Source organism: Micromonospora sp. RHAY321, from assembly GCF_023896955.1.
In the GTDB taxonomy this organism is placed as follows: Bacteria; Actinomycetota; Actinomycetes; order Mycobacteriales; family Micromonosporaceae; genus Micromonospora.
In genome coordinates, this window is sequence record NZ_JAMHIW010000018.1 from 36,958 (window position 1) to 61,279 (window position 24,322).

The window sequence follows — 24,322 nt, forward strand, 5'->3', positions numbered from 1 at the left end:
CCCCCGATTGGCCGGGAGTTTGTCGATGACTGGCCGGCAGATGAATCTCCGGAATGCGCGTTCCCGCTCCCGACCCCGAGCGGAAAAGGAAGATTGTCTGGTGCGCCGGTTTCTCCGCAATCCCGTGCGGCTGGTGCCGTTCGGTTTCCTGGTGCCGATCCTGCTCGGCACCGGGCTGCTGATGGCGCGCTGGGCGACCGTCGACCATCAGCGCCCACCGCTGGTCACCGCGCTCTTCACGGCCACCTCGGCGGTGTCGGTCACCGGCATGGCGGTCACCGACACGCCCAACTACTGGTCCGGCGGCGGACTGGTGGTGATCACGGTGCTCACCCAGCTCGGTGGCCTCGGCATCCTCACCGTGGCGGCGCTGGTCATCCTCGTGGTCTCCCGCCAGCTCGGGCTGCGCAACCGGCTGCTGGTGCAGGCCGAGACGGCGGAGTTCGGCATCGGTGACGTGGGCCGGCTGCTGAGCCGGATCGCGGTGACCGTCTTCGCCTGCGAGGCGGTGATGACCGCGCTGGTCGCCGGGCGACTCTGGCTGGTCTACGACTACACACCCGGGCGGGCCCTCTGGTCGGGCGTCTTCCACGCCGTACAGGCGTTCAACAACGGTGGCTTCGCGCTCTACTCGGAGGGCCTGCTGGCCTTCGACCGTGACCCGTGGGTGTCGCTACCGCTGGCGTTCGGTGCGATCGTCGGCGGGCTCGGGTTTCCCGCCCTGTTCGAGGCTGCCCGCGAGTGGCGCCGGCCGGCGGGGTGGGCGGTGGCCACGAAACTGACCATCTGGGGCAGTGCCGCGCTGCTGCTGATCGGCTTCGCCGGTCTGCTCGCTGCGGAGTGGACCAACGACGGCACCATCGGCCCGTACGACGCCCGGGGCAAGGTGCTCGCGTCGTTCACCCAGATCGCGTTGAGCCGCACCGGCGGCTTCAGCGTGCTGGACATCGCCGCTCTGCAGGAGGAGAGCTACCCGCTGCTGATCGTGCTGATGTTCATCGGCGGCGGCAGTGCCAGCACGGCCGGCGGGATCAAGGTCTCCACGTTCTTCCTGCTGGCGTTCACCATCTGGGCGGAGTTGCGCGGCGAGCCCGACGTGACGGTGGGGCACCGCCGGGTAGCCACCGCGAGCCAGCGGCAGGCGATCACCGTGGCGCTGCTCAGCGTCGCCCTGGTCACGGCCGGGACGATGACCCTGCTGCTGCTCACCGAGGGGGTCCGCTTCGTCGCGGCCCTGTTCGAGGTCACCTCCGCCTTCAGCACCACGGGCCTGACCATCGGCCTGGCCGGCACGCTGCCGGCCAGCGGCCAACTGACCCTGACCGTGCTGATGTTCATCGGCCGGGTCGGGCCGCTCACCCTCGGGTCGGCGATCGCCCTGAACACCCGGCGTCGGCTCTACCGCTATCCCCAGGAACAACCCGTTGTCGGCTAGCAGAGAGGAGGGCCGGGGTGTCAGCCAAGCGAGCGGACGGCCGTGGCGTCGTGGTGATCGGGCTGGGCCGGTTCGGGTGCCACCTGGCGGGGTCGCTGAGCAGGATGGACCGCGAGGTGCTGGCCGTCGACCGCAACCCGGAACAGGTGCAGCGTTGGTCGGCACAGCTCGACCGGGTGGTCCAGGCCGACGCGACCGAGGAGGGGGCACTGCGGCAGCTCGGCGTCGCCAGCTTCGGGCGGGCGGTGGTGGCCATCGGCGCCTCGGTGGAGGCGAGCGTGCTCACCGTGCTGGCGCTGACCGAGCTGGGCATACCGCAGATCTGGGCCCGGGCGACCTCGCAGAAGCACGCCAAGATCCTGTCATCGGTCGGCGCGCACCACGTGATCTTCCCCGAGGCGGAGACCGGCGAGCGGGTGGCACACCTGATCGTCAGCCGGCTGCTCGACTTCATCGAGTTCGACGACAGCTTCGCGATCGCCACCGTCCGGGTGCCGGACTCCCTGGCCGGGCGAACCCTGCTCGACCTGCGTCCAGAGGAGCGCTACGGGGTCCGGGTGATCGGTGCCAAGCTGCCGGGCGAGCGCTTTCAGTACGCCTCGGACAACACGGCACTCGCCCAGGGCGGGGTGCTCGTCGTCGAGGGTGGGATCGACCAGGTGCAACGGTTCGCGGGGCAGCGCTGAACGGCGTCAGTTCCCGCCGCCGCCGTGCCCCTTCCCCTTACCCTTGGTCACCTTCCCGCTTTTCCCGAACCACCCGGTCCTTTGCCCTTGCCGGGGACCTCGGGCTTGGCCTTCGTCGTGTCACCGCCAGAGCCGGAGCCACCCGAACCCGAGCGGCCGCCGGACGCCGCCTTCGGCGGAGCCTTCGTCGTGGCCGCCTTCGTCGTGGGCGCCTTGCTCGGCGCGACGGTGGACGGAGCCGTGCCAGCCACCCCCGAGACGCGTACGCCGCAGGCCGTGTCACCGAGCCGGAACTCCACCGGCAGCGGGTTCGCCCCGCTGTACTTCCCGGCCAGGGTGAACTTCTCGGCCGCACCGGACGCCAGGGTGGCGCGCTGGGCCGCCGGCCGGACGAGGACCATGCTCCCCTGCTGGTGCACCTGGGTCGGTTCCGCCGTCGTCACCGTCTGCTGACCGGGAAAGGTGAAGCTCATCGTCCAGTCACGCAGCTCGCTGTCCCCGGTGTTGGTCAGGGTCAGCTCGGCGGCGAAGTCCGTGCCGGAGTCCGTGCGCAGCGCGTACGCCACCTCGCAGGGCGCCGCCGTCGGCAGACCCATCCGGGCCTCGGTCGGCGACTGGTCCCCGCCACTGGCCGGGCTGCGCGAGGTGAACGCCCACATCCCCGCCGTGACCGCGACCAGGCCGGCGGCGGCCACGCCGGCCTCCACCCGCCGGCGCCGCTTCTCCCGCCGGGTCCGATTGCGGGTACGCGACAACGGCAGCGCGTCGGTCTCCGCCGACCAGGGCAGAATCGTGGTGCCCGCGCTGGCGAGCGCGACCGGGTCCAGTGGCCCGGCAGGCGAGACCGGCACCGCCGCCAGCATCCCGGCCGCGTCGGCGAGTGTCCGGGCCAGCTCGGCGGTGGCCGGCCGGTCCCCGGGCTGCTTGGCGAGGCAGCGCCGCACCAGGTCGGTCACCTCGTCGGGCAGCCCCGACACCTCCGGCATCGGCTCCGGTTCGTTGTACATGTGCGCGCGCAGCATCTCGGTGGTCGTGCTGGCCTGCCACGGCAGCCGGCCGGTGAGCATCCGGTAGAGCAGCAGCCCGACGGCGTACACGTCGGTGGCCGGGGAGACCTGGCCGTTGTCCAGCCGCTCGGGGGCGAGGTACGCGGGCGTGCCCAGCAGCGCGCCGTCCGGGCCCTTCTCGCTCTCCCCCACCAGCGCGGAGATTCCGAAGTCGACGACCTTGACCCCGGTCGAGGTGAGCATCACGTTGCCGGGGGTGACGTCGCGGTGCACCACGCCGCGGGCATGGGCGGTGGCCAGCGCGGAGCTGACCTCCGCGCCGATGGTCACCGCCTCCCGCCAGGGCAGCCGGCCCTCCCGGCCCAGCCGGCTGGCCAGCGAGCCACCGTCGACCAGCTCCATCACCACGTAGGGCACGGTCAGGCCGACCTGTTGGGACTCGCCGTAGTCGTACACGTTGGTGATGTTCGGGTGGCAGAGTCGCGCGGCGGCCTGCGCCTCGATCCGGATCCGGTGCCGGAAGGCCCGGTCGCTGGCCAGCCGGGATGCCAGCACCTTCACCGCGACCTGACGGCCGAGCACCTCGTCGTAGCCCCGCCAGACCACCGACATGCCGCCGGCACCGAGCTGCTCGATGAGCCGGTACCGCTCATCGAGGAGTTGTGCGCTGTTCCGGTCCCCACCACCCATGGTGGCCGTTGTTGCCCACGTGCGGGCCGGCTACACCTGAAGTATCGGAATCGGTCACGGATTCACCCGTTCAGGCGGTCGCGAGAAGCTGGTCCACCGGGGCGTAGTCGTCGGTCAGCACCAGCGCCGCGCCGATGAAGTCCGTCAGCTCCGGGCCGGACAGCAGGCTCACCTGCTTGTCGACCTCGTCCAGGCGGGCCCGGATGGCCTCCAGTGGCAACGGTGCGTCGGAGCCGACGATGAGGAAGTTGGCACCCTGCTCCTCGGCGAGCGCCTCCGGCGGGGCGATCAGCGCCAGGTGCGCGAACTCGGTGGCCACCGTGGCCAGTTCGGCACGGATGAACCGCAGCGGCGGATAGTCGATGACGTTCTGCACGTACACCCCACCCGGGCGGGTCACGCGCCGAACCTCGGCGGCCATCTCCCGGGTGGCGAGGTGCCACGGCACCACCAGGTGCCCGAAGGCGTCGCCGACCACCAGGTCGCGGCTGTCCGTCGGCTCGCCCACGACCAGCATCCGGGCGTCACCCACGACCGCCCGCAGCTCCGGGCCCTGGCGTACGCCCAGCTCCCGCTCGCCCAGCTCGACCAGCCCACCGTCGATCTCGAACACCACGTTGTCGGTGCCCGGCCGGGTGGCCGTCAGGTAGCGCGGCACGGTGAACCCGCCGCCGCCCAGGTGCAGCGCGTCCAGCCGCTGCCCGGCCGGCGCGACCACGTCGGCGACCGCGCCGATCCACTTCGTGTACGCGTACTCCAGGTATTTCGGGTCGGCCAGGTCCACGTACGAGTGCTGGGCCGAGTTGAGCAGCAGCGTCCGTCCGCTCGACCGGGCCGGGTCGGACGTCACCCGGGCGCAGTGGTACGCCGTCTCGATGTCGCACGGGTTCGGCGCCACGGTGGTCAGCCCCGCCCCGGCCAGGCCGAGCACGGCCAGCGCGGCCCTGGCCCGGGCCGGGCCAGGCAGCTCGGTGGGCGCCTGCCGGCGCAGGTACCAGCCGAGGCCGAGGCCGGCCACGCCGAGCGCGACCGCCAGCGCGAGCAGGATCACCGTGCTGGGCAGCGCGGCGACCAGCACGAAGCCGGTGAGCAGGGTGGCGGTGATGCCGCCCAGGGTGCCGATCCCGGACAGCCGGCCGACCACCTGACCGGTGCGGCGCAGGTCGGCGAGCTGGAGCTTCACCACGAGCGGGGTGACCGCCGCCAGCAGCGCCGCCGGCACGAACACGGCCAGTGCCACCAAGAGCAGGATCGCGCTGGCCGCGCCGCCGCGCAGCACCTCGCCCGCGTAGCGGACCACGGGCAGGGTGATCGCGGTGGCGATGCCGGCCAGCACCAGCGCCGGCGCCAGCAGGCCCCGGGGGTCACGCCGGTCGGCCAGCCAGCCACCGGACCACGCCCCGTACGCGATCGCGGCCAGCGCGATGCCGATCACCGAACTGGTCACCTGGAGGGTCACCCCGACGTACGGGCCGACCAGGCGCAGCGCGACGGTCTCCAGCACCAGCACGGCGCCGCTGGAGAAGAAGACCAGGAAGGCGGCCAGGCCGTTCGGCAGCGCCCGGCCGGTGACCGGCACGGACGAGGCCGAGGAAGCCGGCGGGGCCGCTACGTCGGACGGTGGGGTGTTCATCGTCGCGATGGTACGCAGCGAAGCTGGCCCTTCGGGTCAGTACATCGAGAGATGAACATGGTTCGTGTGGCTCGCGGCCGGGCTGCCGCTGCCGCTGTACGCGCGCCAGCCGGTGCCGGGGTGCCAGATCTGCCGGTACCAGATCACGTAGAGCACACCCAGCCGGTCGGCGTTGCGCACGTGCCAGGCGGCCAGGCTGTCCCCGTACGCCTTGTCGCCGCCGGTCGCGTTGCGGTCCTCGAAGCCGTTGGTGGCGGCCGCGAAGTCGCAGGCCCGCCCCTTCGGGTGCTCACCGCCGCCGCCGCTGCGGTGGCAGGAGACGTGTCGCTTGTAACCGGCCGCCTGGGTCTGCTTGAGCGCGTTGAGGGTGCGCGGGGTGATGCAGCCGGAGGTGGTCGGGTCATTGACCGAGCAGGACTCCGACGGCCACGAACCATCGGAGTTGCGCGGCGCCGGTTTCGCCGAGACGGAGCTGCCGCCGCTGAAACCGTTGCTGCTGCCCGAGCTGACCTCGGCGAGCGCCGCCTCGGCTTCCTTCTTCTTCTTCGCCATCACGGCGAGCTGCTTCTGCTGCTCGCGGACCTCGGCGTCGATGGCGACCTTGGCCTGCTGGGCCTGCTGCCGGGCGTCGGTGAGATCGCGCAGCCGCTTGCTGTCCCGCTGGGCCATCAGGTCGAGGTCGGCGGCGCGTTGCAGGAACGCCTGCGGCGTGGCGGTGTTGAGCAGCATCGACGCCGGGGTGAGCCGACCGGCCCGGTACGACTGCGCGGCCACCTCGCCGACCTGGGCGGTGAGCCCCACCAGGCGGGCTTCGACGGTCTTCAGCTCGCCGGTGAGGGCCGTCTGCCGGCGCTTGGAGTTGTCAAGCTTGGCCTTGGCCTCGATGTGGCCCTTGGCGGTCAGTTCCAGCGCGTCCTGCAGCTTCTTGGTGCCACCCTCACCGGGCTCCGCGTACGCGGGCACCGCGCCGCCGGAGAGCACCAGCGCGAGGGCGGCGAGCAGAGGGAGCAGTACACGGCGGGCGTGCTGCTGGCTGAGCCTGGTCCTGGGCACGAAAGCGTCCTTCCGTCGACCGCCGGCCCCCGGTGGACCACTGCGCGGCGGCGTCTCCGCCGGCGCCGGTCGGCGGCCTGCTGGCGGAGACCGCCGGTCACGATACCGGACCGAGCGCAGGTGACCAGCCCCGTGACCGCCCGGCCGCTCGGGTGTCGACGCAGCGTGCCGCCGCCGTCGCGGAGTGCGCGGATCAGGAGCCGAGCAGCGCCTCGTGCACCTCTGCCCAGACCTGCTCGTTGGCCGCGACGAGCAGGCCCCGCCCCTCGTCGGCGGGGTGGTAGTCGACGCCGTCGAACCGGCGGGCGACACCACCGGCCGCGCGCACCAGCAGGGTGCCCGGGGCGTGGTCCCACGGCAGGGTCCGCCAGAAGAGGGTGAACTGCTGCTCACCGGTGATGATGTCCAGGTATTCGCGGCCGGCGCAGTGCTGGCCGGGCAGCAGCTCGCCGAGCCGCCGGCCGCCGGCGCGAACCCGGTCCCGGGCCTCCGGCGGCAGGAACCGGGTCATGGCCGCGCCGCGCAGTTCGCCCAGCGACGGCACCGTACCGGGATCGCCCAGCGGCAGGCCGTTGAGCAGGGTCCCGTCGTCGGCCCAGCCGGCGGCCAGGGTCTCGGCCAGCGGGTCGAGGATCCACCCCGCGGCGGGTCGACCGTCGGTCAGCAGCGCCACCATCAGGGCGAAGGGGCGGCGACCGGCGGCGAAGTTGGCGGTTCCGTCGACCGGGTCGACCAGCCAGACGTCACCGCCGTCGCGCAGGTGTCGCAGCAGCCCCGGATCGTCGGCGACGCCCTCCTCGCCGACCACCATCGAGCCCGGCCGCAGCCGGCGCAGCCCTGCGGAGATCAGCTCCTCGGCCCGGCGGTCGGCGATGGTGACCACCTCACCGGGCGCCTTCTCCGACACGTCCGCGTCGTCGAGCTTGCGGAACAGCGGCAGCACGACCTGGTCGGCGGCCTCCCGAAGGAGGTCACCGACGTCGTCGAGCAGGGTGTCAGCCACGCGGCGGCAACTTGACCACGCTGACGAAGAACTCGTCGATCTGGCGGACCACGGAGATGAAGCGCTCGAAGTCCACCGGCTTGGTCACGTAGGCGTTGGCGTGCAGCTGGTAGCTGCGCAGGATGTCCTCGTCGGCCTGCGAGGTGGTGAGCACCACCACCGGGATCCGGCGCAGTTCCTCGTCCTTCTTGATCTCTTCCAGCACCTCCCGGCCGTCCCGGCGGGGCAGGTTGAGGTCGAGCAGGATCAGGTCGGGCGCCACGGCGTCGGCGTACTGGCCCTCCCGCCGCAGGTAGGCGAGCGCCTCGGCCCCGTCGGACACGACGGTCAGCCGGTTGCGCAGCTTGTGCTCCTCGAACGCCTCCTGGGTCATCAACACGTCACCCGGATCGTCCTCGACGAGCAGGACCTCGATCGGGCTCTTGCCGTCCGCCGGCGCGGTCATCCCACCGTCTCCCTCATGTCACCCGTTCTACCGCTTCCGCGAGCTCCGTCGGCCTCGTCCGGCTGGTCCGCCCCGGCGGACTGCTCCGGCATGGCGGCCGGTGCCTCGTCCGCGGGGGTCGCGTCACCCGCCACGGACGGCTGAGGCTCCTCCGGCGACTCCGCGCCCGCAGCGGACGCCTCGACGTCCTCGCGCTGCGCCGGGAGGGTGAACCGGATCGTGGTGCCCTCCGGCACGTCGGTGTCCACCCAGACCCGGCCACCGTGGTATTCCACGATCTTCTTGGCGATGGCCAGTCCGATGCCGGTGCCCGGGTACGCGTCCTTCGAGTGCAGCCGCTGGAAGATCACGAAGATCTTGTCGGCGAACTCCGGCTCGATCCCGATGCCGTTGTCCTGGCAGCTGATCTCCCACTCGGCCCCGACCAGCCGCGCCGAGATGTGCACCTTCGGCGGTACGTCCGGGCGGCGGAACTTGACCGAGTTGCTGACCAGGTTGGCCAGCAGGTTGGTGAGCAGCGGCTCCTCGCCCTGGATCACCGGCAGCTCGCCCCAGGTCAGCTCGGCGTCGGCGTACTGCCGGGCGGCCTCGGTCTGCGCGGCCACGTCGCCCATCACCTTGTTGAGGTCGACCTCGACGAAGCCGGTGGTGAGACGGCCGATGCGGGAGAACGCGAGCAGGTCGTTGATCAGCCGTTGCATCCGCTGCGCGCCGTCCACCGCGAAGGCGATGTACTGGTCGGCCCGCTCGTCGAGCTGCCCGGCGTAGCGGCGCTGCAGCAGCTGGCAGAAGCTGGCCACCTTGCGCAGCGGCTCCTGGAGGTCGTGCGAGGCCACGTACGCGAACTGCTCCAGGTCGCGGTTGGACCGGGTCAGCTCCTCGGCCTGCTTCTGGAGCTGGGTGTTGACCCACTCGATGCGCTCGCGGGCCTCCCGCACCTCGGCCAGGTCGGACGCGATCTTCTGGCGCATCGCGTCCACGTCCTCGCCGAGCCGGATGAACTCCGGTGGGCCGGTGGTGGAGATGCCGTGCTGGTAGTCGCCCTCGGCGACCTCGCGGACCTGATCGGCCAGCCCGATGAGCGGCCGGACCACCATCCGGTCCAGGGAGAGCAGCAGCACCGCGCCGGCGACGACCACCACCAGCGCCGCGACGATCAGGAGCACGACCAGCACGTTGCTGCTGTTGCGCACATCGTCGGCGGACTGTTCCCGGGCGGCCAGGATCTCCTGTTGGAGGTCGTCGACCGCCGACCGGACCTGGTCGAACTGCCGCCTGGCCTGGTCGTTCACCAACGCCTGGCCGGCGCTGGTGCCGCGCTGGTCGGTGATGGTGATCACCGGCTCCGCCACGTTGCGCCGCCACTGCTCGGTGCGCTCCTCGACGGTCTGCAGCTCCTGGCTGATCTGCGGATAGTCGTCGAGCAGCATCCGCATCGCGGCGACGGTGCTCTTCTCCTGGTCGAGCCCCGCCCGGTACGGGTCCAGGTCGGCCGGGTCGCCACTGACCGCGTACCCGCGGACCCCGGTCTCCTGGTCGAGCACCGCGTTGAGCAGTTCCTGCGCCTGCACCCGCAGCGGGCCGGTCTTGTTCAGGATGGCGTCGATCTGGGTGCGGTTGCGGGCGGCCATCGCCGCCTCGGCGCCGGCCAGGCCGATCAGCAGCACGCCCACGACGGTGAGCAGCGTGATGACCCGGCGGCGCAGACTCCAGCCGCCGACCACCGGCGTCACCGGCCACCGCCCCGGGTCACCAGCAGCATGGCCACGTCGTCGGCGAGGGGGCCGCCGTTGATCTGCTCCGCCCGGCCGACCAGCCAGGCCGGCAGCTCGGGCAGTGACACCTGGCGGTTCGCCGGCTCGTCGAGCAACCCACTGAGGCCCGGCACGTCGAGCCGCTCGTCGCTCGTGCCCACCCGCCCCTCGATCAGGCCGTCGGTGTACATCAGCAGGGACCAGTCATGGGTGTCGAACTCCAGGTCGTAGGCGGTCGGCCGGCGGGGTCGTACGCCCAGCAGCCGGCCGCCGGGCGCGGGCACCGGGACGACCCGGCCACCGGAGAGCAGCAGCGGCGGCGGATGCCCGGCGAGTCGGACGGTGGCCCGGTTGGCGTCCAGGTCCAGTCGGGTCGTGGCCACCGTCGCGAAGATCTCCTGGAGTCGGCGCTCGCTCATCAGCACCTGCTCCAGCGCGGGCAGCACCTCGTCGTCCGGCACCCCGGCGAGCACCAGGGCCCGCCAGGCCACCCGTAGCTCCACGCCGAGCGCGGCCTCGTCCACGCCGTGCCCGCAGACGTCCCCCACGATCAGGTCGAGACGGTCCGGACGGGTCTGCACCACGTCGAAGAAATCCCCGCCGATCAGGGCGGCGTGCCGACCCGGCCGGTAGAAGGTGTGCACCGCCACCTCGTCGGTCGTCATCAGCGGCTGGGGCAGCAGACCGCGTTCGAGCCGAGCCGACTCGGCCTGGCGCAACTCGACCTCGCGCAGCCGGCGGGCGTTCTCGTCGGCGCGCTTGCGCTCCACCGCGTAGCGCAGCGCCCGGGTCAGCAGAACCCCGTCCACCTGACCCTTGACCAGGTAGTCCTGAGCGCCCTCGGCGACGGCCACGATGCCCAGGTGCTCGTCCGAACGGCCGGTCAGCACGCAGACCGCCGCGCCGCTGGACATCTCCAGCACCTGGCGCAGCCCGTCCAGCCCCTGCGCGTCCGGCAGACCCAGGTCGAGCAGGACGCAGTCGACGTTGGTGATCCGCCGCCGCGCCTCGCTCAGGCTGGTGGCGACCTGCAGGTCGATCATCGAGTTGGTCTCGGCGAGCAGCTCACCGACCAGGAAGGCGTCGCCCTCGTCGTCCTCCACCAGCAGCACCCGCAACCGTTCGCCCGGCGGCAGGTTGGCGTGCCGCGACAGACCGCCGTGCGGGTACGGCACGACGGAGGAACCGGCCAGGCCGGGTCCCCGGTGCGGCCGGGTCACCGCCGCGAGACGCGGGAGATCGCTGGTGATGTCGGGCTCCTTCCGAGTGCCCTGCTGATCCTGTATTAGACAACGGTCGCGCACAACACGACGGCCTCGGCGCGGCCGGGGATGGGCCGGATCACTGCCCGCGGAAGGACAAACCGGGCGGCGGTCGACGCTCGGACGTCCGGCCGTCCCGCCCGGAGCCGCCGGAGGGCAGGATGGTGCCACCCCAGGCCCCACCACCCCCCGAGGAGTTCCCGTGGGCGCACCCCCCACCCCCGTCACGACGGGCAGGCCGGCCCGGCCGGGTCCGGACGTACCCCTCGCCGACCGCGCGCTGACCCGGCCCCGCCGGCGCCTCGCGGCTGCGGCTGCCGCCCTCGTCGCGCTGGTCGCCGTCGGCGCCGGCAGCCTGCTCGACCTGCGCACCCCGGCGCCGGTGTCGGCGGACGCACCCGCGGACGAGTTCAGCGCCGGACGGGCGTACGCCGACGTCCAGGTCATCGCGGCCCGGACGCACGTCGCCGGGAGCTCGGCCAACGACCAGGTCCGCGCACACCTTGAGCAGCGGCTGCGCGGACTGGGCCTGGAGACCGAGGTGCAGGACACGGTCGCCCCGGAGGCCGGTCAGCTCAGCGGAGCGGCGGGCGGGGCGACCCTGGCCCGGGTACGCAACGTGGTGGCCCGGCTGCCCGGCACCGCCCCGACGGGACGGGTCTTCCTGGCCGCCCACTACGACTCGGTGCAGACCGGGCCGGGCGGCAACGACGACGCGGCCGGCACCTCCGCGATCCTGGAGGTGGCCCGGGCGCTGGCCGCCGGCCCGCGGCCGCGCAACGACATCGTCTTCGTGCTGACCGACGCCGAGGAGGCGTGCCTCTGCGGCGCCTCCGCGTTCGCCGCCAGCCACCCCCTGGCCAACGACGGCGGGGTGGTGCTCAACCTGGAGGCGCGCGGCTCCACCGGCCCGGTGATCATGTTCGAGACGTCCCGGAACAACGCGAAGCTGGTGGACGTCTTCGGCCGCGCCGCCCCGCACCCGGTCGGCACCTCCTTCGCGGTGGAGATCTACCGCGCGCTGCCCAACGACACCGACTTCACCGCGTTCCTGGACCAGAGGTTCGTCGGGCTGAACTCGGCGTACATCGACGGTGGCGCGATCTACCACACACCGCTGGACACCCCGGCGGCGATGGACCGGGGCAGCCTCCAGCAGCACGGGGACAACGCGCTGGGCCTGGCCCGGGAGTTCGGCCGCACCGACCTGGGCGACCTGCGCTCCGGGCACGACGCCACCTACTTTCCGGTGCCCGGCGGGCTGGTCCGCTACCCCGGCTGGCTCACCCTGCCGCTGGCCCTGCTCGCGGTGTTCGCGGTGGCCGCGCTGGGCTGGCTGACCCGTCGCCGGGGTCGGGCCAGCACCGGCCGGCTGGCCGCCGGCTTCGGACTGGCCCTGGTGCCGATCGTTGCCGCGCCGCTCGCCGCGCAACTGCTCTGGATGGCGATCACCGCGATCCGGCCGGGGTACGCCGAACTGCTCGACCCGTACCGGCCGACCTGGTACCGCCTGGCCGTGCTGGCCCTCGCCGCCGCCATCCTGCTCACCTGGTACGCGTTGACCCGTCGCCGGATCGGGCCGGCCGCGCTCGCCGTCGGCGGGCTGGCCTGGCTGGCCCTGCTCGGGGTGCTGCTCGCCGTGGCGGTGCCCGGCGGGGCGTACCTCACCACCCTGCCGGCGCTGGCCGGCGCCCTCGGCGGGCTGGTCGCGCTGCGCACCCGGCAGACCGGGCCGTGGCCGGTGGTGGCCGTGACCGTGGCCGGCGCGGTCGGCGTGGTCATCCTGCTGCCGACCGTGGTGCTGCTCTTCCCCGCGCTGGGCATGGCCATGGGCGGCGTGGCCGCGCTGGTCGCCGTGCTGCTCGGCCTGGCCGCGCTACCGGTGGTCGACCTGCTGCACCCGCAGGCCGGCGGCCAGCGCGGAATGCGGGCGCTGCGGGCCCGGCGGCTCGCGGTGCTCCCGGCCGGGGCCGCCGCTCTGGCGGCGGTGGTGCTCGCCGGTGTCGGGCTGGCCGTGGACCGGTTCGACGCCGCCCACCCCGCGCCCACCCACCTGATGTACGCCATGGACGCGGGCACCGGCCAGGCCCGCTGGCTGAGCCACGAGACCGATCCGCAGCCGTGGACGGACGGCTACGTGGACGGGGTGACCGACGTCGGCGACGACTTCCCCGGGCTCGGCGACGGTGAGCTGCGTGCCGGGCCGGCACAGCCGGCGAGCCTGCCGGCGCCGAAGCTGGAGGTGCTGGCCGACAGCGCCGCCGGTGGCGAGCGCACCCTGCGGCTGCGGCTCACCCCGCAGCGGGTGGCCCGGCTCGCCACCCTGCACGTCGACACGTCGACCGCCACCGTGCTGCGGGCCGAGGTGGCCGGCCGGTCGGTGCCGGTGGAGCCCCGCGCGGGCAGGTGGGGCTTCGGGCTCGTCTTCCACGCCCCGCCGGCCGAGGGCATCGAGGTCACGCTGACCCTGCGGCCGATCGGCGGGCAGGTGGCGCTGCGGGCGATGGACGCCAGCGACGGGCTCGACGCGCTGCCCGGCTTCCGCCCCCGGCCGCCGGCCGTCGGCATCGTCGGGTCACACAGCTCCGAGATGCTGGCGGTCGCCCGCACCTATCCCCTCTGACGGACGGAGCCGGTGGTCCGAAGGAGTCATTTCTCCGGCGGACCACCGGCTGTGCGTACCGAGCGGGCACGGTCAGTGCGGGGCGGCCGGGCCCAGGTCGCTCGGGTCGGTGTTGCCGCCACAGACGATCACGGCCACCCGCTCCCCCGGCTGCGGCACGTACGCGCCGCCGACCAGCGCGGCCAGCGCCGCGGCGCCACCCAGCTCGGCGGCGACCCGCAGCTCCGACCAGAGCAGGCGGCGCGCCCGCAACAGGTCCTCGTCCCGGACCAGCACGGAGACCACCCCCGTCCGGCGGGCGGTGTCGAAGGCGATCTCGCCGATCCGGCGGGCGCCCAACGAGTCGGTGGCGATGCCGCCCACCTCGATGTCGACCGGCCGGCCGGCCTTGAGGGCGGAGTGCAGGGTGGGGATCTGCTCGGGCTCGACGGCGACGACGCGTACCGACCCGTCGAACCAGGTGGCGATGCCGGACACCAGCCCGCCGCCGCCGACCGCCACCAGCACGGTGTCGATCCCGTCCAGCTGCCGTTCCAGCTCCCGGCCGACGGTGCCCTGACCGGCCACCACCTCCGGCTGGTCGTACGCGTGCACGACCAGCGCCCCGGTCTCCTCTGCCCGCTGGGTGCTCGCCGCCAACGCCTCGGCGTAGTGCTGGCCCACCTGCCGCACCTGGGCGCCCAGCCCCGCCAGCCGCTGCACCTTCACCGGCGAGGAGGTCACCGGCACGAAGACCTCCGCCGGCACGCCCAGCGAGCGGGCCGCGTACGCGACGGCGAGGCCGTGGTTGCCGCCGGACGCGGCGATCACCCCTGCCGGGGGCAGCGGGCCCCGCAACATCCGGTTGAACGCGCCGCGCGGCTTGAACGAGCCGGTGTGCTGGTGCAACTCCAGTTTGAGGCTGAGCTGCCCCGGCACGCCCAGATCGGCGCCGTCGACGGTGAGCACCGGCGTCTCCCGGACCCGCCCCCCGACCAGAGCCGCAGCCGCCTCGACGTCGCTTCTGTCCACCATGGGAGACACCAGACACCCTCTACTTCCAGCGAAAGTGCACGAAGAGGCGGCCGAAGTTCTTGGAGTCCTTCTCCACCCGGTGATAGAGCTGCTTGACGTCCTTCTGATCGAGGAACCGCAGCACCCGCTTCTTGAGCTGGCCCGACCCCTTACCAGGGATGATCTCCACGAGGGTGGCCTTCTTCGCCACCGCCTCGTCCATGATCCCGCGCAACGCGCGGTCGATGTCCTGGCCCTTGTTGAAGATCTCGTGCAGGTCCAGCTTGAGCTTCATGCCGCAGCCCCCGGCCGGTCAGGTCCCATGTCCGCCATCCTAGGCACGCCCGGCGGCCCGCCTGCGCGACGACGAAGGGGCGGCCCCGAAGGGCCGCCCCGTGCAGGTCACCGGTCCGCGCTCAGCGCGTTCCGCCCAGGCGGGTCTCCACCCGCTCGAGGGCGACCCGGTAGTCGTCGTTGGCCGCGTACATCGCGGCGGCGATCCGCAGGTGCCGCAGCGCGTCCGAGTGCCGGTTCAGCCGCTCCAGCGTCCGACCCAGCACGTGGTGCGCGTAGTGGTCGCTCGGGTCCCGGTCGACCAGCTCCCGCAGCTGCTCCTCGGCCCTGTTGAGCTGGGCCGACTGGAAGTACGCCCGGGCCAGCAGTTGCCGTACCGCCGCGTTGCCGGGTTCGGCGTCCACGATCGGCTCCAGCAGTCGGGCCGCTCCGCTCGGGTCACCGGCTTCGAAGAACATGGTCGCCCGCCGGTAGTCCGCCAGAAGATCCATCTGCCCACCTCCTCGGGTCGCGCCGTCACCTGTTCCGACGCTGGCACAACACCGGCCGTTTGGCGACTGTTCCCCGGGTCGGGATCGGGTCGGATTCGGCCCCCCGGGCGGGTCAGGTGCGGGCGTCCCGGCGCCCGGCGGCCAGCTCCCAGGCACGGACGCCGCCGACGATCCCGGCGGTGTTCGGCACCACCACCACGTCATCCCCCATCCGGGCCAGCTGCTCGGGCCGGATCAGCCGGGAGTTGCCCCCGCCCAGGTAGAGCCGGTCCCAGCGGAACACCGGACGGAGCCCGTCCACCACCTGCCGGATCCGTCGGGACCAGAACGCGTCGCCGAGCCGTCGGCGCTCCGGCTCTCCCACGTACGTGTCGTAGGTGGTGCCCCAGCGCACCGGCGCGTGGGACAGCTCCAGGTGCGGGGCGAGCACCCCGCCGTCGAAGAGGGCACTGCCCAGCCCGGTGCCGAGGGTCAGCACCAGCTCGCAGCCGGTGCCCGCGACCACCCCGGCACCGTGCACCTCGGCGTCGTTGAGCACCAGCGCCGGCACCCCGAACGCGTCGGCCAGGGCGCCCCGCGCGTCCCAGCCGGACCACTCGGCGAGCAGGTCCGGGTCGACCCGGGTACGCGGGCCGTTGCGGGTGACGTAGTGCGGAGTGGTCACCACCACGCCGTGCCGGATCATCCCGGGCACGCCGACCGTCAGCCGGTCGGCCGTCGGCAGCCGGAGGCCCAGGTCGAGCAGGGTCTGGACGAACAGCGCGGGCGGCAGCGGGTACGGCGTCGGCACCCGCAGCGGCCGGGCCCGCATCGTGCCGGCCTCGTCGAGCACCGATGCCTTGATGCCCCCGCCGCCGCAGTCGATCGCGAGTGTGGTCACCACGCCGTTGAGTCTGCCCGCTGCCGCCCGGTCGTATGCGGGCGGCCGGATAGGCTGCCGTCCTGATGAGCGCCACGATGATCGTCAAGGACCTCGCCGCCGGGCACGGTGACCGCCCACTCTTCGCCGGACTGGATCTGGTCGTCGCTCCCGGCGACGTGGTCGGCCTGGTCGGGCCGAACGGCGCCGGGAAGTCGACGCTGCTGCGTACCCTCGCCGGGTTGCTGCCGGTGGAGGCCGGCAGCGTTCGTCTCAGCCCGCCCACCGCGAGCGTCGGACACCTGCCGCAGGAGCCGGAGCGCCGGCCGGGCGAGACGGTGCGCGGGTTCCTGGCCCGGCGGACCGGGGTGACCGCCGCGCAGGCCGCGCTGGACGCGGCGACGGAGGCCTTGACCGCCGGAGCGGCGGGTGCCGACGACGCGTACGGCGACGCGCTGGAGCGCTGGCTCGCGCTGGGCGGCGCGGATCTGGACGAACGGGCCGAACAGGTCACCGCCGACCTGGGGCTCGCGGTCGACCTGGACCATCCGACGACCGGGCTCTCCGGTGGCCAGGCGGCCCGGGCCGGGTTGGCTTCGCTGCTGCTCAGCCGCTACGACGTGTTCCTGCTCGACGAGCCGACCAACGACCTGGACCTGGCCGGGCTGGAGCGGCTCGAGGAGTTCGTCACCGGGCTGCGGGCCGGCACGGTGCTGGTCAGCCACGACCGGGAGTTCCTCACCCGCACGGTGACCCGGGTGCTGGAGCTGGACCTGGCGCAGCAGCAGGTGCACCACTACGGCGGCGGTTACGCGGCCTACCTGGAGGAGCGCGAGGTGGCCCGCCGGCACGCCCGCGCGGACTTCGAGGAGTACGCCGACACGCGCGCGGGGTTGGAGGCGCGGGCGCGTACCCAGCGCGCCTGGATGGAGAAGGGCGTCAAGAACGCCCGGCGCAAGGCCACCGACAACGACAAGATCGGCCGCAAGTTCCGCAGCGAGGCGACCGAGAAGCAGGCGGCGAAGGCGAAGCAGACCGAGCGGCTGATCGAACGGCTCGACGTGGTGGAGGAGCCCCGCAAGGAGTGGGAGCTGCGGATGGAGATCGCCGCCGCACCCCGCGCCGGCGCTGTCGTGGCCACGCTGCGCGGCGCGGTGGTACGCCGGGGCGGCTTCACCCTCGGCCCGATCGACCTTCAGATCGACTGGGCGGACCGGGTCGCGGTGACCGGGGCGAACGGCTCGGGCAAGTCCACCCTGCTGGCCGCGCTGCTCGGCCGGCTGCCGCTGGACGCCGGGACCGCCTCGCTGGGGCCCGGGGTGGTGGTCGGCGAGGTCGACCAGGCCCGTGGGCTGTTCCTCGGCGACGCGCCGCTGGTCGACGCGTTCCAGGCTGCCGTACCGGACATGTCACCGGCGGACGCGCGGACCCTGCTGGCCAAGTTCGGGCTGCGCGCGGCACACGTGCCGCGGCCGGCGGCCACCCTCTCCCCCGGCGAGCGGACCCGCGCGGCGCTGGCCCTGCTCCAGGGGCGCGGGGTCAACCTGCTGGTGCTCGACGAGCCCACCAACCACCTGGACCTGCCGGCCATCGAGCAGCTCGAATCGGCGCTGGCCAGCTATCCGGGCACGCTGCTGCTGGTCACCCACGACCGGCGAATGCTGGCCGCCATCGAGACGAACCGTCGGCTGCGGGTCGACGGCGGGCGGATCGCCGAGGATTGATCCGTGCCGGCGGGCCGCCGCGGGGTGAGAATGACGCCATGCTCAAGTGGGAGTACGCACTGCTGGTCCGTCGTCGTCAGGCGGCGACCAACGACCTGGGCTGGGAAGTCGTCTTCGTCTGGTACGGCCCGGACGGCTCGATGGTCGACGTGACGCCGTACGGCGACACTGCGCTGGCCCACCTGAACCGGGCCGGCGACCAGGGCTGGGAACTGGTCGCGATGAGCGAGGACCCGTCCCTGCCCGGCAACAACGAGCTGCACCGCTACCACCTCAAGCGACCGAAGCCGGCCGCCCCACCGCCCCGCCAGCGGATGCGCGGTGGCGGTCGACCTGGCCGCCGCACCCTCTCCGGCTGACCGGCCCGACGGGCACGAGTCGCTGTTGAGCCTGATACCTCAGAGGCATTTTTATGACTGTGAGGTAGCGCGCTCGACGCGGTCCTGCCCTGGGGACTGCGACACGCCGACCAGGGCGGCACGCCGACCCGCCGACGCGGCTGACGAGCGGGGCATACCGAGCGCGGATGCGGGTATCGCGCGGCGGGAGGTGGCCCCGAATGGTCGCTTTGGCACAGACTCCGCCCTCGGCCGACCGGCTGCGGGCGATCGACGATTTCCTCGCTCAGGCGTGGGCGGACCAGGTCCGGCACGACGACCGGCTACGCGGCCTGGCGGTCGAGGTGCGGTTCGACCGGGGAGTGGCCCACGTCAGCGGTGAGGTGGCCGAGCCCGGCCAGCTGCGACTGGTCCGGGACCTGGTGGGGCGGCTGGCCGGCGTCTACGGCGTGTGGTGCCGGGTCGGCGTCGACGGGCGTGAGCCGGTGGTGGTCGACCTCGGCTGCGGCCCGACCAAGCAGTGGTCGGGCAACCTGGGGCTGGACATCTACCCGGCGCCGGGAGTCAACGCGGTGGCGGACCTCTCCGGCTCGCTGCCGCTGGCCGACAACTCGGTGGACGTCCTCTTCGCGGTGCACATCCTGGAGCACCTGCTCGACTTCCTGCCGCTGGTGGACGAGTGCCACCGGGTGCTCCGCCCGGGTGGGGTGCTGCACGTGATGAGCCCCTGGTGGGGGCATGTGAACGCGGTGGCGGACCCGACCCACGTCCGGCTGATGGACGTGCAGACGTTCAAGGGGATCTGCCAACTGCGGCCGCCGGGCACCCCACGCTGGTATCCGCTGCACGCCGGCTGCGACGGCGCCTCGATCTTCGCCGACCTGACCCCCCTGCCACCAGACGCCGACCCCGCACCCCCAACCCACCTGGCCCGCTTCTTCGACTGACCCTCCCCGCGTCTCCTCCACCGCCATTCCCCGGGTGGGGCAGGCGGTCAGGGGGACTGGGTGGATTCGCGGAGTTCCAGGCGGTAGGGGGCGGAGAGTTCGCGGGCGGGGGCGGAGCGGTCGCCGTCGAGGCGTTCGGCGAGCAACTCGACGGCGAGCCGGGCGATCTGGGCCTTGTCCGGGGCGACGGTCGTCAGGGTGGGGATCGAGAACCGGCCGTCCTCGATGTCGTCGAAGCCGACCACGGCAACGTCCTCGGGCACCCGCAGGCCGGCCTCGTGCAGGGCGCGCAGGGCGCCCAGGGCGAGTGTGTCGTTGAAGCAGAAGACGGCGTCGGGGCGTACCCCGGAGGCGAGCAGGCCGCGCATGGCGGCCGCGCCGTCGGCGCGGTGCCAGGCCGGCGCGGGCGCCACCAGGGCCTCGTCGTAGTCGAGGCCGGCGGCGCGCAGGGCGTCGGCGTAACCGGTCAGCCGCAGTCGGGCACTGGCGCCCTCGGGGGTGCGCTGCGAGCCGATGGCCGCGATGCGACGGCGGCCGAGCCGGATCAGGTGGTCGGTGATCTCCCGGGCCGCGCCGACGTTGTCGATCACCACGTGGTCCGCCGGGCCGTGGTCGACCCGCTCACCGAGCAGCACCATCGGCGTGCCGTCCAGGCCGGTCAGGTCCTCCGCGGTCAGCGCCAACGGGCTGAAGATCAGCCCGTCGATCAGGTGGTCGGTGATGCCGGAGGCCACCACGCGTTCCTGTTCGCGACCGCCGCCGGTCTGGTCGATCAGCACCGTCCAGCTGAATTCGGCTGCTGCGGTGACCACGTGGCGGGCCAGCTCGGCGAAGTACGGGATGTCCAGTTCCGGCACGGCCAGCGCGATCACGCCCGTGCGGCCCTTGCGCAGGTGGCGGGCGGAGAGGTTGGGCCGGTAGTTCAGCTCGGCGATCGCCTCCTCGACCCGGGCCCGGGTGTCCGGACGCACGTGGACGTAGCCGTTCACCACGTTGGAGACGGTCTTCACCGAGACCCCGGCCCGTTCGGCCACATCCTTGAGCCTGTTTCGCACGCCGCAACCTCCCCGAGGTAACCCAGCGCACCATACCTCGGAACCAGGTCTTTACAACGTTGCCTACAACGTTGTAGAAACGACGGATACCGGGTGAGAGCGGTGACCGCGATCACCCGGCACCGGCAATGAGGAAAGGTGGCACCCTTGCGGACCGCTCAGCTGACGATCGACCCGGCCTTCGCGATCGGCCCGGCCGACCGACGTCTCTTCGGCTCCTTCGTCGAGCACATGGGGCGGTGCGTCTACGGCGGCATCTACGAGCCCGGCCACCCCGACGCCGACTCCCGTGGCCTCCGCCGGGACGTGCTGGAGCTGACCCGGGAACTGGGCGTCTCCGTGGTCCGCTACCCGGGTGGCAACTTCGTCTCCGGCTACCGCTGGGAGGACGGGGTGGGCCCGGTCGGCGACCGGCCGCGCCGGCTCGACCTGGCCTGGAAGACGATCGAGACCAACGCGTTCGGGCTGGACGAGTTCATGACCTGGGCCGCCGAGGCCGGTGTCGAGCCGATGATGGCGGTCAACCTGGGCACCCGTGGCGTCCAGGAGGCCCTGGACCTGCTGGAGTACTCCAACCACCCGGGCGGCACCGAGCTGTCCGACCTGCGGCGCAAGCACGGCGCGGAGGACCCGTACGGGGTGCGGCTGTGGTGCCTGGGCAACGAGATGGACGGCCCGTGGCAGGTCGGCCACAAGACCGCCGACGAGTACGGCCGGCTCGCCGCCGAGGCCGCCCGCGCGATGAAGATGATCGACCCGTCGATCAGCCTGATCGCCTGCGGCAGCTCCAACCGGCGGATGCCCACGTTCGCCGCGTGGGAGGCCACCGTGCTGGAGCACACCTACGAGCACGTCGACTACATCTCGGCGCACACCTACTACGACCCGTCCGACGGCGACCGGGCCAGCATCCTGGCCTCCGCCGTCGACATGGACAACTTCATCACCGAGGTCGTCGCGACCGCCGACCACGTGGCCGCCAAGCAGCGGCACAAGCGCAAGCTGAAGATCTCGTTCGACGAGTGGAACGTCTGGTACGAGTCCCGCCTCCAGGCCGACCTGGACCGGCGCGGCTGGGTCGAGGCGCCGGCGCTGATCGAGGACGACTTCACGGCGGTCGACGCGGTGGTCGTCGGTGACCTGCTGATCACCCTGCTCCGGCACGCCGACCGGGTCGGTGTGGCCGCCCAGGCCCAGCTCGCCAACGTGATCGCCCCGATCCGCACCCGCAACGGCGGTCCCGCCTGGCGGCAGAGCATCTTCCACCCGTTCGCGCTGACCGCCCGGTACGCCCGCGGCACCGTGCTGCGCACCGAGCCGGTGTCGCCGCGCTACGACACGAAGAAGTACGGAGACGTGCCGGTGCTCGACACGGTCGCCGTGCACGACGAGGAGACCGGCGAGCTGACCGTCTTCGCGGTCAACCGCGGCGAGGAGGACCTGCCCCTCGACCTGGACCTGCGCGGCCTGCCGGGCATGTCCGGTCTGTCTTTCCTGAGCCTCGCTGCCGGGTCTGACCCGTCGGCGATGAACACCGAGGCCGAGCCCGACCGGGTGACGCCCCGGGAAATGCCCACCCCCACCCCCGACGGCGGGCGGTGCACCGTGCGCCTGCCCGCCGTGTCCTGGAGCGTGCTGCGCTTCGGCCCGGCAAACGCCTGAGGTCGCACCGAGTTTGACCAGGCACAATTCATCCCGTCCCCCCTTCAAGGAGATACCAGCATGATCCAGAACGACATGAGCCGGCGTCGCCTGCTCGGCCTCGGTCTCGGACTCGGTGCCGCAGCGTCGCTGACCCTCGCCGGTTGCGGCGGCGGTGACAGCACCTCTGGGCCGGCGGCCGGCAACGGCGGCAAGGAGTACACCGGCCCCAAGGTGGACCTGAAGCTGTGGAACGGCTTCACCGGCGGCGACGGCGAGATCTTCAAGACGCTGGTGAACCAGTTCAACACCGAGCACAAGAACATCGCGGTGTCGGTGGCCACATACCAGTGGGAGGACTACTACAACAAGCTCCCCGGTGCGGCCTCCAGCGGCAACGGCCCGGACATCGCGGTCATGCACATGGACCAGCTCGCCACCTTCGCCGCCCGCGGCGTGATCACCGAGCTGGACGACGTGGCCAAGAACCTGGAGCTCGCCGAGGGCGACTTCGCCCCCACGGTGTGGAAGGGCGGGCTCTACAACAACAAGCGGTACGGCATCCCGCTGGACATGCACCCGCTGGGCTTCTACTACAACAAGACCGTCATGCAGAAGGCCGGCCTGGACCCGAACAAGCCGCCGGCGACCAGGGACGAGTACACGGCCGCGCTGACCGAGCTGAAGAAGGCCGGCGTGCAGGGCTTCTGGGTCAGCCCGTTCCAGTTCACCGGCGGCATGACCTTCTACTCGCTGCTCAACCAGTGGGGCGCCACCCTGTTCGACGCGGACGTGGCGAAGGCCACCTTCAACTCGGACCCGGCGGTCGAGGCGTGCACCTGGCTGGTCGACATGATCAAGCAGGGCTTCTCGCCGGCCAACGTCGGTCAGGACGCCGACTACCTGGCGTTCAAGAGCGGCAAGAACGCCTTCACCTGGAACGGCATCTGGCAGATCAACGATCTGAAGAAGAGCCCCGAGGTGCAGTGGGGCGTCGCGCCGCTCCCCCAGATCGGCAGCAAGCCGGCGGCGTGGGCCAACTCGCACAACTTCACCATCGTGAAGCAGCGGGCCAACGACGCCAACAAGGTCTCCGGCGCGAAGGTCTTCATCAACTGGCTCAGCGAGCACTCGCTGGACTGGGCGAAGGGCGGCCAGGTGCCGGCCCGTAAGGCCGTCCGTGAGGGCGCCGAGTTCAAGGCCCTGCCGGAGATCTCGTCGCTCGCCCCCGAGCTGGAGTACGCGGCCTTCCCGCCGGCGGCTCCGGGTCTCGGCGAGGTCATGACGACCTTCTACAACTCCTTCAACGAGGCCGCGCTGGGCAAGAAGTCGCCCAAGCAGGCGCTCGACGACGGTGTGGCGAAGGCCAACAAGCAGCTCGAGGACAACCGCAAGAAGTACGGGAGCTGATAACCCGTGGCGGACGTGATCGAGGTCGGGGCGGCGCGCGGTGACGCGCCGCCCTCGGCGGCCAAGGCTCCCCGCCGGGGCGCCTCGGCGGGCCGGACCGGACGGGCGACGCCGTATCTGTTCCTCGCCCCCTACCTGATCCTGTTCGGGGTGTTCGGCCTGCTGCCGATCATCCTGGGCGTGTGGCTCAGCGTGCACCAGTGGGACTTCCAGCTGCCCAACCGGCCGTTCGTCGGGTTGGACAACTACAAGGAGCTCTTCTCCAGCGACTCCGCCGTCTACGGCGACTGGTGGGAGAGCGTGCGGGCCACCGCGATCTTCACGGTGCTGTCGGTGCCGCTGCTGGTGGTCGTACCGCTCGGGCTGGCGCTGCTGCTGAATCGCTCCTTCCCCGGCCGGACCTTCTTCCGGGCGATCTACTTCGCGCCGTACGTGCTGGGTGTGGCGGTGATCGGCCTGCTCTGGCGGTTCCTGCTCGACGCCAACCTGGGCCTGGTCAACCGCCTCCTCGGCGTCGTGGGGTTGCCGTCGGACACCCCCTGGGTCACCAACATGCCGTGGGCGTGGATCTCGCTGGTCGGGGTCACCGTCTGGTGGACCTCCGGTTTCAACGCGGTGATCTACCTGGCCGGTCTCCAGGACATCTCCCCGGAGCTGTACGAGGCGGCCCGGATGGACGGCGCGAGCGCCTGGCAGCGGTTCCGCAACGTCACGCTGCCCGGGCTGCGCCCGGTGCTGCTCTTCGTGATCACCACGACCGTGCTCGCCTCGGCGAACATGTTCGGTCAGTCGTTCCTGATCACCCAGGGTGCGCCCGGCACGGAGACGCGCACGGTGGTCTGGTTCATCGTCGAGGAGGGCCTGCGGGACAACGACGCCGGTCGCGCCGCCGCGATGAGCATCGTGTTCGCCCTGATGCTGGCCGTCGTGAGCATCGCCAACTTCCGCCTCTTCCGCTACCGGGAAGACTGAGGGGACC

At 72.3% G+C, this 24,322-nt stretch carries 20 protein-coding genes and 1 pseudogene; 9 read left to right on the forward strand and 12 right to left on the reverse strand.

Features of this window, described 5'->3' with window-relative positions:
* Positions 1-100 precede the first annotated feature (100 nt).
* Positions 101-1,435, forward strand: coding sequence for a TrkH family potassium uptake protein (locus tag M8C17_RS27010; RefSeq protein ID WP_252419372.1), 1,335 nt, complete (start codon positions 101-103; stop codon positions 1,433-1,435).
* A gap of 17 nt (positions 1,436-1,452) precedes the next feature.
* Complete coding sequence (locus M8C17_RS27015; protein WP_252419373.1) at positions 1,453-2,121, forward strand: NAD-binding protein; 669 nt, start codon at positions 1,453-1,455, stop codon at positions 2,119-2,121.
* Positions 2,122-2,168: 47 nt separating this feature from the next.
* Here M8C17_RS27015 and M8C17_RS27020 read toward each other — a convergent pair whose 3' ends face one another.
* The 7 genes from M8C17_RS27020 to M8C17_RS27050 all read right to left on the reverse strand — a co-directional run bounded on the left by M8C17_RS27020 (position 2,169) and on the right by M8C17_RS27050 (position 10,926).
* A complete protein-coding gene (locus M8C17_RS27020; RefSeq protein ID WP_252419374.1) occupies positions 2,169-3,818 on the reverse strand; it encodes a serine/threonine-protein kinase in 1,650 nt (549 codons plus the stop codon).
* 70 nt (positions 3,819-3,888) lie between these two features.
* The gene (locus M8C17_RS27025; RefSeq protein ID WP_252419375.1) at positions 3,889-5,451 is read right to left on the reverse strand and encodes a fused MFS/spermidine synthase; all 1,563 of its coding nucleotides are present in this window, start codon (positions 5,449-5,451) and stop codon (positions 3,889-3,891) included.
* 36 nt (positions 5,452-5,487) lie between these two features.
* Complete coding sequence (locus M8C17_RS27030; protein ID WP_374559346.1) at positions 5,488-6,462, reverse strand: coiled-coil domain-containing protein; 975 nt, start codon at positions 6,460-6,462, stop codon at positions 5,488-5,490.
* Positions 6,463-6,697: 235 nt separating this feature from the next.
* Positions 6,698-7,507, reverse strand: coding sequence for an inositol monophosphatase family protein (locus M8C17_RS27035; RefSeq protein ID WP_252419377.1), 810 nt, complete (start codon positions 7,505-7,507; stop codon positions 6,698-6,700).
* Positions 7,500-7,952 (reverse strand): response regulator, encoded by a 453-nt coding sequence (locus M8C17_RS27040; RefSeq protein ID WP_088950306.1) that lies wholly within the window; start codon positions 7,950-7,952, stop codon positions 7,500-7,502. The genes M8C17_RS27035 and M8C17_RS27040 overlap by 8 nt, the downstream gene beginning before the upstream one ends.
* The gene (locus tag M8C17_RS27045) at positions 7,949-9,685 is read right to left on the reverse strand and encodes a CHASE3 domain-containing protein (RefSeq protein WP_252419378.1); all 1,737 of its coding nucleotides are present in this window, start codon (positions 9,683-9,685) and stop codon (positions 7,949-7,951) included. Before M8C17_RS27045 ends, M8C17_RS27040 begins: the two co-directional genes overlap by 4 nt.
* Entirely contained in the window at positions 9,682-10,926 is a 1,245-nt protein-coding gene (locus tag M8C17_RS27050; protein ID WP_252419379.1) for a PP2C family protein-serine/threonine phosphatase, read from the reverse strand. The genes M8C17_RS27045 and M8C17_RS27050 overlap by 4 nt, the downstream gene beginning before the upstream one ends.
* 244 nt (positions 10,927-11,170) lie before the next feature.
* On the opposite strand from M8C17_RS27050, the gene M8C17_RS27055 reads away from it, so the two are divergent.
* Positions 11,171-13,591: a M28 family peptidase gene (locus M8C17_RS27055; protein WP_374559306.1), complete on the forward strand. Its 2,421-nt coding sequence runs from the start codon at positions 11,171-11,173 to the stop codon at positions 13,589-13,591.
* Between the two features lie 72 nt (positions 13,592-13,663).
* Here the strand turns inward: M8C17_RS27055 and M8C17_RS27060 are convergent, their stop codons facing one another.
* The 4 genes from M8C17_RS27060 to M8C17_RS27075 all read right to left on the reverse strand — a co-directional run bounded on the left by M8C17_RS27060 (position 13,664) and on the right by M8C17_RS27075 (position 16,252).
* Positions 13,664-14,605: a threonine/serine dehydratase gene (locus tag M8C17_RS27060; RefSeq protein ID WP_252419380.1), complete on the reverse strand. Its 942-nt coding sequence runs from the start codon at positions 14,603-14,605 to the stop codon at positions 13,664-13,666.
* A 19-nt stretch (positions 14,606-14,624) separates the two neighbouring features.
* The gene (locus M8C17_RS27065; RefSeq protein WP_007465523.1) at positions 14,625-14,879 is read right to left on the reverse strand and encodes a Smr/MutS family protein; all 255 of its coding nucleotides are present in this window, start codon (positions 14,877-14,879) and stop codon (positions 14,625-14,627) included.
* Positions 14,880-15,000: 121 nt separating this feature from the next.
* Positions 15,001-15,369, reverse strand: coding sequence for a M48 family metallopeptidase (locus tag M8C17_RS27070; RefSeq protein WP_252419381.1), 369 nt, complete (start codon positions 15,367-15,369; stop codon positions 15,001-15,003).
* Between the two features lie 112 nt (positions 15,370-15,481).
* Positions 15,482-16,252, reverse strand: coding sequence for an ROK family protein (locus M8C17_RS27075; RefSeq protein WP_252419382.1), 771 nt, complete (start codon positions 16,250-16,252; stop codon positions 15,482-15,484).
* 62 nt (positions 16,253-16,314) lie between these two features.
* Between M8C17_RS27075 and M8C17_RS27080 the strand changes: the two genes are divergently transcribed.
* From M8C17_RS27080 to M8C17_RS27090, 3 genes and pseudogenes are all read left to right on the forward strand, one after another.
* Complete coding sequence (locus M8C17_RS27080; protein WP_252419383.1) at positions 16,315-17,952, forward strand: ABC-F family ATP-binding cassette domain-containing protein; 1,638 nt, start codon at positions 16,315-16,317, stop codon at positions 17,950-17,952.
* Between the two features lie 38 nt (positions 17,953-17,990).
* Positions 17,991-18,236: pseudogene (locus M8C17_RS27085) on the forward strand (hypothetical protein); the annotation flags it as partial.
* A 275-nt stretch (positions 18,237-18,511) separates the two neighbouring features.
* Positions 18,512-19,237, forward strand: coding sequence for a methyltransferase domain-containing protein (locus M8C17_RS27090; protein ID WP_252419384.1), 726 nt, complete (start codon positions 18,512-18,514; stop codon positions 19,235-19,237).
* A gap of 47 nt (positions 19,238-19,284) precedes the next feature.
* Here M8C17_RS27090 and M8C17_RS27095 read toward each other — a convergent pair whose 3' ends face one another.
* Entirely contained in the window at positions 19,285-20,292 is a 1,008-nt protein-coding gene (locus M8C17_RS27095; RefSeq protein WP_252419385.1) for a LacI family DNA-binding transcriptional regulator, read from the reverse strand.
* 147 nt (positions 20,293-20,439) lie between these two features.
* Between M8C17_RS27095 and M8C17_RS27100 the strand changes: the two genes are divergently transcribed.
* The 3 genes from M8C17_RS27100 to M8C17_RS27110 are packed head-to-tail and all read left to right on the forward strand — an operon-like array spanning position 20,440 to position 24,315.
* Positions 20,440-21,954, forward strand: coding sequence for an alpha-N-arabinofuranosidase (locus M8C17_RS27100; RefSeq protein WP_252419386.1), 1,515 nt, complete (start codon positions 20,440-20,442; stop codon positions 21,952-21,954).
* A 60-nt stretch (positions 21,955-22,014) separates the two neighbouring features.
* Positions 22,015-23,343 carry an ABC transporter substrate-binding protein gene (locus tag M8C17_RS27105; RefSeq protein ID WP_252419387.1) on the forward strand — a complete coding sequence of 443 codons (1,329 nt, stop codon included), beginning with the start codon at positions 22,015-22,017 and terminating at the stop codon, positions 23,341-23,343.
* Between the two features lie 6 nt (positions 23,344-23,349).
* Positions 23,350-24,315, forward strand: a complete 966-nt coding sequence (locus tag M8C17_RS27110) for a carbohydrate ABC transporter permease (protein WP_252419388.1) — start codon at positions 23,350-23,352, stop codon at positions 24,313-24,315.
* Positions 24,316-24,322 lie beyond the last annotated feature (7 nt).